At 69.0% G+C, this 13,750-nt stretch carries 13 protein-coding genes; 11 read left to right on the forward strand and 2 right to left on the reverse strand.

Annotation, left to right across the window (positions count from 1 at the left end):
* Positions 1 to 10: 10 nt before the first annotated feature.
* Genes CVO77_RS10270 through CVO77_RS10285 form a run of 4 tightly spaced genes read left to right on the forward strand, consistent with a single transcriptional unit; the run spans position 11 to position 3,190 of the window.
* Entirely contained in the window at positions 11 to 409 is a 399-nt protein-coding gene (locus CVO77_RS10270) for a PDZ domain-containing protein (RefSeq protein ID WP_106000772.1), read from the forward strand.
* Positions 378 to 1,064 (forward strand): winged helix-turn-helix domain-containing protein, encoded by a 687-nt coding sequence (locus CVO77_RS10275; protein ID WP_105998965.1) that lies wholly within the window; start codon positions 378 to 380, stop codon positions 1,062 to 1,064. Before CVO77_RS10270 ends, CVO77_RS10275 begins: the two co-directional genes overlap by 32 nt.
* A gap of 6 nt (positions 1,065 to 1,070) precedes the next feature.
* Entirely contained in the window at positions 1,071 to 2,444 is a 1,374-nt protein-coding gene (locus tag CVO77_RS10280; RefSeq protein WP_105998966.1) for a sensor histidine kinase, read from the forward strand.
* A 59-nt stretch (positions 2,445 to 2,503) separates the two neighbouring features.
* Positions 2,504 to 3,190, forward strand: coding sequence for a response regulator transcription factor (locus tag CVO77_RS10285; protein ID WP_105998967.1), 687 nt, complete (start codon positions 2,504 to 2,506; stop codon positions 3,188 to 3,190).
* A 150-nt stretch (positions 3,191 to 3,340) separates the two neighbouring features.
* Here the strand turns inward: CVO77_RS10285 and CVO77_RS10290 are convergent, their stop codons facing one another.
* Positions 3,341 to 4,390, reverse strand: coding sequence for an acyl carrier protein (locus CVO77_RS10290; protein ID WP_105998968.1), 1,050 nt, complete (start codon positions 4,388 to 4,390; stop codon positions 3,341 to 3,343).
* A gap of 64 nt (positions 4,391 to 4,454) precedes the next feature.
* Entirely contained in the window at positions 4,455 to 6,665 is a 2,211-nt protein-coding gene (locus CVO77_RS10295) for a dehydrogenase E1 component subunit alpha/beta (protein WP_242445887.1), read from the reverse strand.
* A 166-nt stretch (positions 6,666 to 6,831) separates the two neighbouring features.
* Here CVO77_RS10295 and CVO77_RS10300 point away from each other — a divergent pair, with 166 nt between their 5' ends.
* The 7 genes from CVO77_RS10300 (at position 6,832) to CVO77_RS10330 (ending at position 13,733) form a co-directional block, all read left to right on the forward strand.
* Complete coding sequence (locus CVO77_RS10300; protein ID WP_242445888.1) at positions 6,832 to 7,533, forward strand: DUF4129 domain-containing protein; 702 nt, start codon at positions 6,832 to 6,834, stop codon at positions 7,531 to 7,533.
* Complete coding sequence (locus tag CVO77_RS10305) at positions 7,530 to 8,762, forward strand: DUF4350 domain-containing protein (protein ID WP_105998970.1); 1,233 nt, start codon at positions 7,530 to 7,532, stop codon at positions 8,760 to 8,762. The genes CVO77_RS10300 and CVO77_RS10305 overlap by 4 nt, the downstream gene beginning before the upstream one ends.
* A complete protein-coding gene (locus CVO77_RS10310; RefSeq protein ID WP_105998971.1) occupies positions 8,752 to 9,714 on the forward strand; it encodes an AAA family ATPase in 963 nt (320 codons plus the stop codon). Before CVO77_RS10305 ends, CVO77_RS10310 begins: the two co-directional genes overlap by 11 nt.
* 138 nt (positions 9,715 to 9,852) lie before the next feature.
* Positions 9,853 to 11,172, forward strand: coding sequence for a DUF58 domain-containing protein (locus tag CVO77_RS10315; RefSeq protein ID WP_105998972.1), 1,320 nt, complete (start codon positions 9,853 to 9,855; stop codon positions 11,170 to 11,172).
* Positions 11,169 to 12,191 carry a stage II sporulation protein M gene (locus tag CVO77_RS10320; protein WP_105998973.1) on the forward strand — a complete coding sequence of 341 codons (1,023 nt, stop codon included), beginning with the start codon at positions 11,169 to 11,171 and terminating at the stop codon, positions 12,189 to 12,191. Before CVO77_RS10315 ends, CVO77_RS10320 begins: the two co-directional genes overlap by 4 nt.
* Positions 12,188 to 13,054: an RDD family protein gene (locus CVO77_RS10325; protein WP_105998974.1), complete on the forward strand. Its 867-nt coding sequence runs from the start codon at positions 12,188 to 12,190 to the stop codon at positions 13,052 to 13,054. The genes CVO77_RS10320 and CVO77_RS10325 overlap by 4 nt, the downstream gene beginning before the upstream one ends.
* The gene (locus tag CVO77_RS10330) at positions 13,041 to 13,733 is read left to right on the forward strand and encodes a nitroreductase (protein WP_105998975.1); all 693 of its coding nucleotides are present in this window, start codon (positions 13,041 to 13,043) and stop codon (positions 13,731 to 13,733) included. Before CVO77_RS10325 ends, CVO77_RS10330 begins: the two co-directional genes overlap by 14 nt.
* Positions 13,734 to 13,750: the final 17 nt, after the last annotated feature.

Raw genomic sequence — 13,750 nt, forward strand, 5'->3', positions numbered from 1 at the left:
ACCCCGCCCGATGCCCCCCGCCGGCGCGCTGCTGCTGACGCTGGCGGCGGTGATCGCGCTCGCGGTGCATCTGATCGAGCCGCCGCACCGGCATCGCGGCGACCAGCTTCCCGGCCTGACCTATGAGGCCGAGCGGGCGACCCCGCGCGCGCCGCTGGCGCTGGTCGTCACCAGCGTGCAGGATAATGGTCCGGCGGCGAAAGCCGACATCGCGGCGGGCGACGTGATCGACCGCATCGACGGCCGACCGATCGCATCGGTGGCATCGGTCGGCCGCGCGATGCGAAGCGACGCGCGAAAAGGCCCGCTGCTCCATATTCGCCATGCCGGCGAGAGCCGTTATAAGCATCTGCCGTCCGCCCACGCGAAGGAACCGCATGTCGCAAAAGATACTCGTCGTCGAGGATGACCCGACCACCGCGGATTTCATCGTCAAGAGCCTGACCGGCGAAGGCTTTGTCGTCGATCACGCCGCCGACGGCCGCGACGGGCTGTTCCACGCGACCGATGGCAGTTACGACGCGATCGTGCTCGACCGGATGCTGCCGGGGATGGACGGGATGGCGGTGCTCGCCGCGCTGCGCGCCGCGAAGGTCGCGACCCCGGTGCTCATCCTCTCGAACCTCGGCGCGGTCGATGCGCGGGTCGAGGGGCTGACGTCGGGCGCCAATGACTATCTGGTCAAGCCCTTCGCCTTTTCCGAACTGCTCGCGCGGCTGAAGCTGCTGATCGCCAGGCCGTCGGGCGGCACCCAGGTCGAAACGATCCTCGCCTGCGAGGATCTGGAGATGAACCTGCTCAATCGCCGCGTCACCCGCGCGGGTCGGCGCATCGAGCTTCAGCCGCGCGAGTTCCGGTTGCTCGAATATCTGCTGCGTCACAAGGAGCAGGTCGTCACCCGCACGATGATGCTGGAGGGCGTCTGGGAATATCATTTCGACCCCGGCACCAATGTCGTCGACGTCCATGTCAGCCGCCTGCGGCGCAAGGTCGACGACGGCTTCGACAAGCCGCTCGTCCACACGATCCGCGGCGCGGGCTATATGCTCGGCAAGACGGGCTAGACGCCGATGCGGCGGGGGTTCTTCCAATCGACGACGGTCCGGCTGGCGCTGGCGCTGCTGCTCGTCCAGGTCGCGGCACTCGCGCTCGGCCTGACGATCATCCACCGCTTTACCGAAGCGACGATCCTCGCCGACGCGCGCACCGCCGCCGAGGTCGCGCGCGACGATTTCGCCGAGGAATATCGACAGGAAGGCGAAGCGGGGCTCGTCCGCGCGATCCGCGACCGGCTCGCGGCGCGCGACGACCAGAATTTCGTCGTCCTGCTGAAAGGCCCCGACGGCACGACGATCGCGGGGAACCTCACGCAATGGCCCGCGACCGTCGGCGCGGCCGAGCGCTGGCGGCGGATCAGCCTGTTCCGCGAGGGCGGGCTGGCCGCCGAGGAGATGGGGATCGTCACGGCGCGGCTTCCCGAAGGCCGCGTGCTGCTCACCGGCGAGGTGCTCGAAGCGCAGGCGCAACTCGCGCGCGCGAGCCAGGCCGCCTTCCTCTATGCGCTCGCGGCGGGAATCCTGCTCGCGGCGATCGTCGCGGCACTGGCGGCGTGGATATTGGCGCGCCGCGTCGACGCTTTCGCGCGCGCCGCCGCGGCGATCGCGGGCGGCAAGCTCGACGCGCGCGTCGTCCGCGACGAAACCGGCGACGCCTTCGACCGGCTCGGCATCTCGATCAACGCGATGCTCGACCGGATCGAGACGCTGGTCGGCGAGTTGCGGATGGTCACCGATTCGATGGCGCATGATTTGCGCTCGCCGGTGTCGCGGCTGAAAGCGATGCTCGAACAGGCGCTCGGGCGCACCGAGGACGAGAGCGCGACCGCCGCGCTCGCGAGCGCGATCGACGAGGCCGACAGCCTGCACCGCCTGCTCGACACCGCGCTCGAGATCAGCCGCGCCGAAGCGGGGATCGGCCGCGACCAGTTCGCGCGCTTCGCGCTCACGCCGCTGCTCGAAGACCTCGCCGAAGTCTATGGCCCGCTTGCCGAGGACGAAGGCTTCGCGATCCGTGTCGAGGCCCCCGATGCGCTCGATGTCGTCGCGCACCGCGAAATGCTGCTCCGCGCGCTGTCGAACCTGATCGACAATGCGCTCAAATATGCCAGCGGCGGTTCGGTGATCGCGCTCGCGGCGGTGCGCGGCGCCGGAAACGAGGTCATGCTGTCGGTCGCCGACGACGGCCCCGGCATTCCCGAAGACCGGATCGGCGAGGCGGCCAAGCGCTTCGTCCGCCTCGACCCCGCGCGGGGCGGTTCGGGGGCGGGGCTCGGCCTGTCGCTGGCCCAGACGATCGCGCATATGCACGACGGGCGCATGGCGATCGCGCGCGCCGATCCGCACGGCACGATCGTGACGCTGTGCCTGCCGATCGCTTCGGATTGACGCCGAAGCCGACCGGACCCTCCTAGGCGCGGCGCCCGATCGCGGCCAGCCTGGGGACCGTGAGCGAACAGAACGCGCCTATCCACCTGATCCTTCCCGACGCGGTCGAGCGCGCGGCCTGTTTTCGCACCCTCGCCGACCAGCCGGGACGGATCGTCCGCAGCTTTGCGAGCGGCGACGCCTGGATCGAGGCGGGCGCCGACGCCGATTGCGCAATCCTGCTGTTTCATTGGCGCCAGCCCGGCGGCGCCGACGGCGCGGCGCTGCTCGGCCGGATCGGCGGGCGAAGCGACATCACCGCCTTCGTTGCCGCGAGCCGGCTGACCATCGACGAAAGCCGCGCGATCCTGCGCGGCGGCGCACACGACCTGCTCCCCGCGCCGCTCGACCCGCGCAGCGTCCGCCGGACGATCGATGGCGCGGTCGCCGACTGGGCGGTGCGGCGGAGCGCGCTCGCGCGGCGGAGCGAGGCCGAGGCGCGGCTCGCGGCGCTGACCCCGCGCGAGCGCGACATATTGGACGCGATCGCCGCCGGGCTCGGAAACAAGGCGATCGCGCGGCGGCTCGACCTCAGCCCGCGCACGGTCGAGGTCCACCGCGCGAACATCATGCGGCGCACCGACGCGGGCAGCGTGGCGGAGTTGCTCCGCCTCGCCTTCACCGCCGAGCTGGGGGCGAACAATCATCTCCATAACGGAGCGGGTGCCCGGTTTGGCGCGGCCATCGATGCGCCGCTCCGCCTATAAGGGATAACGAACGGACGGACGCCTTTGAGTTGGTCCCCATCGGCGTCGCCGTTCGTGCCCGCGATCAACCCCACCTGATCGCGGGATTTCAAGCGGGACCGGCGGAGGATGTTCCACCTCCGCCGGTTCCATATTGTCCGGTGACGCCCTCTATCCGGTGACGCGCGCGCGCTGTTCGGCGCGTCCCATCGACAGCAGGATCGGGTCCGATCCCTGCCGCGCCATGAAATCGCCCTTGCCCGCGATCCCCTGCCATTCGATGCCGATCAACGCCTGCGCGATCGCGCCGCCCAGCGTATCGCCGGGGCCGGGCAAGATGATGACGTCGGGCGCGAATTCCCTGACCGCCACCTGCACCGACAGCGCGAAATCATAGGGCGCGAGAATCTGGTGGCCGAAGCTATAATCCCAGATGGCGTGCGGATCGGATGCGAAACGGCGCCAGATGTGGCCGCGCCCATCGACCAGCGGAATCGCCGGACGGCCGAAGAGCGCGGGCGGCAATTCGGCCTTTGCCTTGTCCGCGCTACCGACCATCAGCGGGGTGTGGAACGGTCCATGCCCGGCGAGCCGCAGCGGATCGCGCCCCGGCGTCGGCGGTGCTTCGGCGAGCAGCGCGACGAGACCCGCCTCATTGCCCGCGAGCACGAGCATCCCGGCGAGGTCGATCGACAGCGCCAGCGCATGATCGGGCCGCGCGGCGATGGCGGCGACGAGCGCCAGCAAGGTCTCGCGCAGCCCCGGCACCGGCCGCCAATCCTCGTCGACGATCTGCAGCAAGATCTGCCCGCCGGGACCATGCGTCTGGCTGTTGAGCCCCATCGCATTGCTGATGCGGAAGCCGTCTTCGATCGACACCGCGCCGCCGAGCGCGAGCGCGCTGTACCAGCCCATCGAATTGCCGAGGGCTGCGACGACGTCATATTGTTCGCGATCGATCGACAGATAGTCGAGCGCGGTGGCGGTGTAGATCAACGGCGCCGCGACATCGCCGCGCATATGCGTCGCGACGCTGAAACGCTCGGCGCCGTCGAGTTCGCTTACCGTCGGCTGACCGCGTGTCCGGCGCTGGGCGTCGAAACCCGCGATGCGGTCGGCGAAGCGCGCGCCGTGCAGCCGCGCGATGCTGCCAAGCTCACCCTTGCCATAGGTGCCGCGGCCGGGCGCGACGACGATCGCGGTCTTCTTTGCTACGGTCATCACAAACCCCTATCGCAAAAATCGCCGTGCCCCTGCCTTCGCAGGGGCACGGGCCGGGACATCATCATCGTGCCAGCAACGCTTTCGCCGCCGCGACGATGCTGTCGCGGCTCGGCAGGGTCAGCGTCGCCGCCTTGCCCAGCGGGATGAAGCTGTCGTCGGCGGCGAGGCGCGCGAGTGCCTTGTCCGGCGTGCGCTCGACGAACAGCGCCATCAGCGCTTCGCTCTGCGATCCGGTGATGCGGCATTCGTCGACGATCAGGATGCGCTGCGCCTCGCCGACCGCGGCGACAAGCTTGTCCTCATTCACCGGGCCGAGCCAGCGCAGGTCGATCACGCGTGCTTTCACCCCGTCGACGGCGAGCAGCTTCTCCGCCTGACGCGACAAATATGTGCCATTGCCGTATGTCACGATCGCCAGGTCGGTGCCGTCGCCATATAGCCCGACCTCGCCGAGCCCGATCGGCGCGCCGTCGCCGGGCGCTTCATAGATACTGGTCCACAGCCCGTCGCCCTCCTCGTGGAGGTCGCGGGTCATGTAGAGCGCGATCGGTTCGACGAAGACGACGACGCGCTGCTCCTCGCGCGCCAGCCGCACGCATTCGCGCAGCATATGCACGGCGTCGCGGCCGTTCGACGGCACCGCGAGGATCACCCCCGGAATGTCGCGGAACACCGCGAGGCTGTTGTCGTTGTGGAAATGGCCGCCAAAGCCCTTCTGGTAACCGAGCCCGGCGATGCGGATGACCATCGGGTTGGTATATTGCCCGTCCGAAAAGAAGCTGAGGGTCGCGGCCTCGCCGCGAATCTGGTCCTCGGCATTATGGACATAGGCGAGGAACTGGATTTCGGGCATCGGCACGAAGCCATTGTGCGCCATGCCGATCGCGAGCCCCAAAATCGCCTGTTCGTCGAGCAGCGTATTGACGACGCGCGCCGACCCGAAGCGCTGGTGGAGCTTTGCGGTGACATTATAGACGCCGCCCTTTGGCCCGACATCCTCGCCCGCGACGATGATCTCCCGATGCGCGAGCATCAGGTCGGCGAGCGCCCAGCTCAAAAGCCGCGCCATGTGCATCGGCTTGTCCATCTGCGCGGCATCGCTGCCGAACATCGCCCTGCGGTCCTCGGCCGACGGCGTGTTCGCGCGCACCAGTTCGCGCTTCGGCGGGACCAGGCTTTCCATCACATGCGCCGGGGTCATGATCTTCGGACGCAGGATCGCCGCTTCGGCCTGCCGCGCCAGCGTGGCGCCAATCTCTCCATAAGCGTCGGCGATCTCGGCGGGGGTCATCCAGCCCTGCTCGGCCATCAGCGCCGCCCCGCCGAGCAGCGGGTCGCGCGCTTCGTCGGCCTCGATCCACGATTTGGGCAGATAGGCGCCCTGCACGTCGGACCCGGCGTGGCCATAGAGGCGGACGGTGCCCATGTGGAGGAAGGCCGGCTTGCGGGTGCGGCGCGCATAATCCGCGGCCTCTTTCGCCCCGGCGTAAGCCGAAACGAGATCGGTGCCGTCGCATTTTATATAGTGCAGCCCCGCGCGGCGCTCGAACTGCGCCTCGATCCACCCCGTCGGGGTGCGCGTCGAAATGCCGATGCCATTATCTTCGCAGAGGAAGATCAGCGGCATCGGCGAGCCCTGAAACGCCGACCAGCCCGCGGTGTTGAACGCGCCCTGCGCGGTCGAATGGTTCGCCGAGGCGTCGCCGAAGCTCGCGAGCACCACCGCGTCATCGGGCAGCGGGCAGTCCGTCATCGCCAGCCGCCGCGCGATCCCGATCGAGAAGGCGGCGCCGACCGCCTTGGGCAGATGCGAGGCGATCGTCGAGGTCTGCGGTGGGATGTTCAGCGGTTTCGACCCGATCACCTTGTGCCGCCCGCCCGAAATCGGGTCATCGGACGAGGCCGCGAAGCTCAGCAGCATGTCCCAGGTCGGCGTCCCACCCGGACGCTGGCGCGACCGATGAAGCTGGAAGGCGTTCGAGCGATAGTGAAGGAACGCCATGTCGGTGACGCGCAGCGCCGCGGCGACCGCGGCATTGCCCTCGTGCCCCGACGACCCGATCGTATAGAAGCCCTCGCCGCGCGCCTGAAGCGTACGCGACAGCCGGTCCATCTGGCGGCTGGTGAGCTGCGACAGGAAGATATCGGTCGCCTCGGCGCGCGCCAGGCCGGCGGCGGCAGGGTCGGGCGCATCGCCGCGCCGCGCCAGCGAACCGCCCGCCAGCGCGGCGAGGAATTTTTCATGTACTGCCTGCGCCGCGTCCACCGACATCCTCCGTCTGCCCGGCCGAACCGGTTGCGGATGCAACCATCGGCTCCCGATCGCCTGCGCGCTAGAACCCGGCCGGTCGTCGCGCAAGCATCTCTTGCCTTGCTGCGCCGCATCACGCTACCACCTTCGCGATGAACGAGCAGGGCGGGGCCGAGATTTCAACATGATGTCGCTGTGGATCGCGCAGGCATCGGCCGCGACCGCGGCCCCGGCTGCCGACGCAAGCGCGGGCTGGCTCCTCGATCCCGAACTCGTCGGCCCAGGCTATAGCCGGACGATCGCGGGCGGCACGATCCAGACGAGCTTTCCACCGCCGCCGCCACCACCGCCGCAAAGCGATCCGCCATGGAATCTCGCCTGGCTGCGCGATTTCTTCGACTGGACGGCGCCGATGCTGAAGCCGTTGATGTGGATCGGCGCCGCGGTGCTGCTTCTGCTCATCCTCTATCATTTCGTCCCCGTCTTCGCCGATTGGGTCGACACTCTGCGCTTTGGCCGCAAGCATCGCGCCGAAGCGGCCGAAGAGAGCGTCGGGGAGGCCGAGGCGGGCGCCGCGCGCGCGCGGCTCGCCGACGCCGACGCGCTCGCCGCCGCCGGGCGCTTTGCCGAGGCGGTGCATCTGCTCCTCTATCGCAGCGTCGACGACATCGCGGGCCGCCGCCCCGGCCTCGTCCGCCCCGCGATGACCTCGCGCGAGCTGGCGGCGGCCGCCGACCTGCCTGCGGTCGCGCGCCGCGCCTTCAGCCGGATCGCGCGCGCGGTCGAGATCAGCCTGTTCGGCGGGCGATCGATCGACGAGCAGGCGTGGCAGGAATGTCGCGGCGCCTATGCCGATCTGACGGTGCCGAAAAATTGGGCGCAGGCATGAGCGGGGCGCGCGAAACCGGCCATGGTTTCAACCCGCTGCTGATCGCGGGGCTGGTCCTGACCGGCGTGGTCGCCTTCATCGCGCTGTGGGCGCTGGTCGCGCTCGCGCCCGAGCTGTCGAGCGGCAATGACGGCGGCGGCCACGCGCTGTCGAAGGCGGCGCCGGGCTATGCCGCGATCGTCGACCTCGCCGAGCGCGCGGGCGCCGATGTCGAACTGCGCCGCCGCGTCGATTTCGCGAGCTCCGAAGAGCGGGGACCGCTGCTGATCCTCACCCCCAAGCATGATAGCAAGCCCGAGAAGATCGCCGAACTGCTGGCCCGCCAGAACGACCGCGTCCTGATCATACTCCCCAAATGGCAGACTCTTCGCATTCCCGGCCGGACCCCGAAGCCGGGCTGGGTCAGCAATGGCATTCCGATCGCTCCCAGCGGCGCGCTGCTCCCCGAACCCTTGTTCGGCAAGGTCGGCGTCCGCGCACCGGGGGCCAAGGCACAGGCGATCGCCGCCGAGGTCGGAGGGCGGCGCTTTTCGGCCTATCTTCCCGCGGATGCGCAGGTCGTCGACGGCGACGCGATCGAGCCGCTGATCGCGGGCGCGAACGGCGGCGCGGTGCTGGCGCGTGCGAAGAAGCGCGACGTCTATATCCTCGCCGATCCCGACCTGATCGACAATCTCGCCTTCGCGTCGCGCGACAAGGCACGCGCCGCAGCGCTGCTGATCGACGCGATCGGCGAAGACGCCGATGCCGACGGCCTCGCCTTCGACCTGACGCTGAACGGCTTCGGCGGCCAGCGCTCGCTGCTCCGCTTCGCGTTCGTGCCGCCCTTCATCGGCATCACCTTGTGCCTGATCGCGGCGGGGCTGCTCGCGCTGTGGCAGGCGTGGGTGCGCTTCGGCCCGGCGCTGAAGCCCGGCCGCGCGATTGCGGTGTCGAAGGCGGCGCTGATCGCGAACAGCGCCGACCTCGTCCGCCAGGCGCGCCGCGAGCTCGACGGCGCCGCCGCCTATGTGGCGAGCCAGAGAAGCGCGATCGCGCGGCGGCTGCACGCCCCGACCGGGATCGACGCGGCGGCGACCGACGACTGGATCGACCGGCGGCTGAAGGCGGAGGGCGATCCATTCTCCGCGCTCGCGCGGCGCCTGCCGCTCGCGCGCAACAAACATGAGTTTCTGGAGGGCGCGCAAGCGCTGAGTGACATCAGGAAGGAATTACTCCGTGACGGCTGATATCGAGAGCGTCGAGGCGCTGGGCGCCGCGATCGAGGGCGAGGTCGCCAAGGCGGTGTTCGGCCAGGGGCCGCTGACCCGCATGGTGACGATCGCGCTGCTCGCGGGCGGGCATGTGCTGCTCGAAGGCCCGCCGGGGACCGCCAAGACCCTGCTCGCGCAGGCGTTCGCGCGCGCGACGGGGCTCGATTTCGGGCGCATCCAGTTCACCCCCGACCTGATGCCGGGCGACATCCTCGGCTCGAACCTCTTCAATTTCCAGACGTCGAGCTTTACCCTCACCAAGGGGCCGATCTTCACCGAGCTGCTGCTCGCCGACGAGATCAACCGCACCCCGCCCAAGACGCAGGCGGCGCTGCTCGAGGCGATGCAGGAACGCCGTGTGACGATCAACGGCGAGGCGCATGTGATGAGCCCGCGCTTCACCGTGCTCGCGACGCAAAATCCGATCGAACAGCAGGGCGTCTATCCGCTGCCCGAGGCGCAGCTCGACCGCTTCCTGTTCAAGCTCGTCGTCGATTATCCCGACGCCGCCGAGGAGCGGCGGATCGTCGCCGACCATGGCGGGCGCTTCAAGAGCCCCGCGGTCGCCGATTTCGGCGTTGCGCGGGTCGCCGACGCCAAGGCGATCGGCGCCGCGATCGACACGATCGCGACCGTCCGCCTGGCCGAGGAAATCGTCGATTATATCGTCCGCCTGATCCGCGCGACGCGCGCGAGCGCCGACCTGGAGTGCGGGGCGAGTCCGCGCGCCGCGACATTGCTCGCGCGCGCGTCCTGCGCCGCGGCAGCGCTCGAGGGGCGCGACTATGTGATTCCCGACGATGTCCAGCGCCTTGCCGCCGGCGTGCTACGCCACCGCGTCATCCTGTCGGCCGCCGCCGAGATCGAGGGACGCAGCGTCGAGCAGGTCGTCGCCGACCTCGTCGAACGCGAGGACGTGCCGCGGTGATCGAGCGCGGCGGCACAAAGAGCTTTCCCCGAGCGAAGACGAGGGGCGCGTTCGAGCGGAGCGAGAGCCGCACCGCCGCCTCGACGTCGCTCGGCATAGTCGCTCGTCTTCGCTCGGGAAAGCGGCGGGTGGTTTGACATGATCTATCCCACCCGCCGCGCCATCTATCTGCTGCTGCTCGGCGCGCCCGTGGCGCTGGCGCTCGGGTTGATCCGGCCGGGGCTGTGGATCGTCGCGCCCGCGTGGATCGGCCTGATCCTGATCGGCCTGCTGCTCGACGCGATGCTGGGCGCGAGTCCGCGCCGCCTCGCGCTCGCGGCCGAGGCGCCGCACCAGGTCGGGGTCGGCGATGCCTTCGCGCTGCGCCTGTCGGCGACCGGCAAGGCGGTGCCGCGCCGCGCCGAAATGGCGCTCGCGCTCGACGAGCGGCTCGCCCCCGGCGGGCGGCTCGCGGGCGACATGCTGCGCGTCAGCGACGCCGAGGGTGCGCTGGTCCGCACCGTGCCGCTCGCCGCGTCGCGGCGCGGACAGGCGCTGATCGAAGCGCTGTGGATTCGCTGGGCGGGGCCGTTCGGCCTCGTCTGGAAACAGCGCCGCTTCGCGCTGGGCCGCAGCATCGCGGTCGTCCCCAGCCTGCGCTCGGTCGCCGAGGAGGGGCGCCGCCTGTTCCAGCGCGATAGCTGGTTTGGCCTGCGCCAGCAGCATCTTCGCGGCGAAGGCAGCGAATATGAGGCGCTCGCCGAATATCAGCCGGGGATGGATCGGCGCGCGATCGACTGGAACGCCTCGGCGCGCCACGTCAAATTGCTCGCCAAGGAATATCGGGTCGAGCGCGACAATCGCGTCGTCCTCGCGATCGACGGCGGACGGACGATGGCCGAGCCGGTCGGCGGGATGCCGCGCGTCGACCGCGCGGTGTCGGCGGCGCTGCTGCTTGCCTATGCCGGATTGAAGCTTGGCGACCGCATCAGCCTTTTCTCCTTTGCCGCCAAGCCGCAGGCGCTGACCCCCGCCTATATGCATGTTCAGGATTTCCCGGCGTTACAGCGCGCCGCGAGCCTGATCGACTATGCGCCGGTCGAGAGCAATTTCACGCTCGCGCTGAGCAGTCTCGGCGCCGCGCTCAACCGCCGCTCGCTGATCATCCTGTTCACCGAATTCACCGACGCGACGAGCGCCGACCTGATGATCCGCGCCGCGGGGCGGCTGGTGCAGAAGCACCGGCTGCTGTTCGTCGTCATCCGCGACGACGAGGTCGAGGCGGTCGAACGAAGGCGCCCCGAAAGCGCCGCCGACGTCACCCGGTCGAACGTCGCCGCGGCGATGCTGCGCGACCGCCAACTGGTGATCGCGCGGCTCCAGCGGCTCGGCGCCGACGTGATCGAGGTTCCCGCCGACGCGATGGGCGCCGCGGTGGTCGAGGCCTATCTTGGCATCAAACGCGGCGGCAGCCTGTGAGCGCGGCCGAGCTTCCCGGCTTTTCGACCAGCCGCTTTCGCGCCGAGCGCGAGGCCGACTGGATCGCCTTCGACCTCTTGCTGACCAGGCTCGAAAAAAAGGGCGCGGCGGCGCTGACCAGCGACGAACTGCTCCAGCTCCCGATCCTGTATCGCGCGACGCTCTCTTCGCTGTCGATCGCGCGCGCGACCAGCCTCGACAAGGCTCTGCTCGACCATCTTGAGGCGCTGTCGATCCGCGGCTATTTCCTCGTCTATGGCGTGCGCGAAACGCGGTTGAGCCGTATCCGCCGCTTCTTCCGCTACGACTGGCCCGCCGCGGTGCGCGCGCTGTGGAAGGAGACGCTGATCATCGCGCTGATCATCACGCTCGGCGTGGCTACCAGCTATTCGCTCGTCGCGAGCAACCCCGAATGGTATTATAATTTCGTCCCCGAAGAAATGTCGGGCGGCCGCGACCCGCATGCGACCGTCGAATTTCTGCGATCGACCCTCGGCCATGGCAAGGAGGCGGCGGCGGACGAACAGCAAAGCGGGCTCCACGTCTTTGCCACCTATCTCTTCACCCACAACAGCCAGGTTTCGATCCTGTCCTTCGCGTTGGGCTTTGCCTTCGGGGTGCCGACGATGATGCTCGAATATTATCAGGGCATCGGGCTCGGCGCGATGCTCGCGCTGTTTGCGGGCAAGGGGCTGGGGGTCGATTTCGGCGGCTGGCTGTTCATCCACGGCACCACCGAGCTGTTCGCCGCCGCGCTGTCGGGCGCCGCGGGCCTCCGGATCGGCGCGGCGGTGGTGTTCCCCGGCGCGCGCGGCCGGCTGGAGGCGGCATCCGACGCGGGCCGGACCGCGGGCAAGGTGATGGTCGGCGTCATCCTGATGCTGCTCGTCGCCGGCGTGCTCGAAGGCTTCGGGCGCCAGCTCATCACCGACACGATGCTGCGCTATGCGATCGGCACGGTGATGCTGCTGGTCTGGCTTGCCTATTATTATATCCCGCGGCGCGAGGATGTCGCATGACCGCCGCGCAAAATGCCAAGCTGCGCACGGCGCAGGCAAAGAAAATCCGCGAATTCGTGACCCCCGAAGGCGTCGACCTACAACTGCGGATCGCGAGTTCGGGGTTGCGGCTCGGCGCGCTGATCGTCGACCTGACCGCGATCACCGTCACGCTTTTCATCTTCAATCTCCTGGTCGACTGGATCGGGCATGCGACGCCGCGTGATGTCACCTTCGTCATCTGGATGCTCGGCGCTTTCATCCTGCGCACCTTCTGGTTCATCGGCTTCGAGCTAAGCTCGCGCGCCGCGACGCCGGGCAAAAGGATGATGGGAATCCGCGTCGTCGCGCGCGACGGCGGGCGGCTGACCGCCGACGCGGTCGTCGCGCGCAACCTGATCCGCGAGCTCGAACTGTTCCTGCCGCTGATGATGCTCGGGGTCGGCGCCGCCGAGGATATGGTGTCGGGCTGGACGATCCTCGCGGGGGTGATCTGGTCGCTGACGCTCAGCCTGTTCCTGCTCTTCAACCGCGACCGGATGCGGATGGGCGACCTGATCGCGGGCACCTGGGTCGTGATGGCCGCGCGCGTCAAGCTCGACAGCGACATCGCGGCGGCGGCGGAGGCCGGGGCGATCCGATTCGCCGACGCCGAACTCGCAGTCTATGGCATCTATGAGCTTCAGGAGCTCGAGCGCATCCTGCGCGGCCGCGATCCGCGTGCGATGCGCGAGGTCGCCGACACGATCCGCGCCAAGATCGGCCGCCCGGTCGCCGAAGAGGATGACGTCTTCCTGCTTTCCTATTACCGGCAGCTCAAGGCCCGGCTCGAACGCGGGCTGCTGTTCGGCAAGCGACGTGAGGATAAATATGCCAGCGAATAATCTCTCCCCCTCGGTTGCGGACGCGCTCCACCGCCGCCGCTCGGTGCGCGCCTTCACCGACGCGCCGGTCGACCCCGCGGTGCTGCGATCGATTTTCGCGGCGGCGCAGCGCGCGCCGTCGGGCGGCAATCTCCAGCCATGGCAGGTGACACTGGTCACCGGCGAGCCGTGGGACCGGGTCAAGACTGCCGTCGCGGCACGGATCGCGCTGGGACGCGAAGGCTATCAGCCCGAATATGACATCTATCCCAAGGGGCTGACCGAGCCGTGGGAAAGCCGCCGCTTCGGCGTCGGCGAAGCGCTCTATGCCTCGCTCGGCATCCCGCGCGAGGACAAGGCGGCGCGGCTCGCTCGGTTCATGGAAAATTACCGGGGTTTCGGCGCACCGGTGATGCTTTTCCTCCATTGCTCGCGCATCATGGGGCCGCCGCAATGGTCCGACATGGGGATGTGGCTGCAATCGGTGATGCTGCTGCTCGTCGAGCAGGGGCTCGCGAGCTGTCCGCAGGAATGCTGGGCCATGTATGGGCAGACGGTGCGCGAGACGCTGGGGCTGGGCGCGGACCAGATCTTGTTCACCGGCCTCGCGATCGGCCACGCCGACGATGGTCAGGCGGTGAACCAATGGCCGGTCCCGCGCGTCGAACTGGACGAGGTGATCGACTGGCAAGGGTTTTGAAAGGCAGAGTTTTGAAA

This window comes from Sphingopyxis lindanitolerans (assembly GCF_002993885.1).
Classification (GTDB): domain Bacteria; phylum Pseudomonadota; class Alphaproteobacteria; order Sphingomonadales; family Sphingomonadaceae; genus Sphingopyxis; species Sphingopyxis lindanitolerans.

What these genes read in the sequence shown, in the direction of transcription:
- CVO77_RS10270 (WP_106000772.1), top strand. Translation starts at nt 11, where the DNA reads ATGCCCCCCGCCGGCGCGCTGCTGCTGACGCTGGCGGCGGTGATCGCG.
- CVO77_RS10275 (WP_105998965.1), top strand. Translation starts at nt 378, where the DNA reads ATGTCGCAAAAGATACTCGTCGTCGAGGATGACCCGACCACCGCGGAT.
- CVO77_RS10280 (WP_105998966.1), top strand. Translation starts at nt 1,071, where the DNA reads ATGCGGCGGGGGTTCTTCCAATCGACGACGGTCCGGCTGGCGCTGGCG.
- CVO77_RS10290 (WP_105998968.1), bottom strand. Translation starts at nt 4,390, where the DNA reads ATGACCGTAGCAAAGAAGACCGCGATCGTCGTCGCGCCCGGCCGCGGC.
- CVO77_RS10295 (WP_242445887.1), bottom strand. Translation starts at nt 6,665, where the DNA reads ATGTCGGTGGACGCGGCGCAGGCAGTACATGAAAAATTCCTCGCCGCG.
- CVO77_RS10300 (WP_242445888.1), top strand. Translation starts at nt 6,832, where the DNA reads ATGTCGCTGTGGATCGCGCAGGCATCGGCCGCGACCGCGGCCCCGGCT.
- CVO77_RS10305 (WP_105998970.1), top strand. Translation starts at nt 7,530, where the DNA reads ATGAGCGGGGCGCGCGAAACCGGCCATGGTTTCAACCCGCTGCTGATC.
- CVO77_RS10315 (WP_105998972.1), top strand. Translation starts at nt 9,853, where the DNA reads ATGATCTATCCCACCCGCCGCGCCATCTATCTGCTGCTGCTCGGCGCG.
- CVO77_RS10325 (WP_105998974.1), top strand. Translation starts at nt 12,188, where the DNA reads ATGACCGCCGCGCAAAATGCCAAGCTGCGCACGGCGCAGGCAAAGAAA.
- CVO77_RS10330 (WP_105998975.1), top strand. Translation starts at nt 13,041, where the DNA reads ATGCCAGCGAATAATCTCTCCCCCTCGGTTGCGGACGCGCTCCACCGC.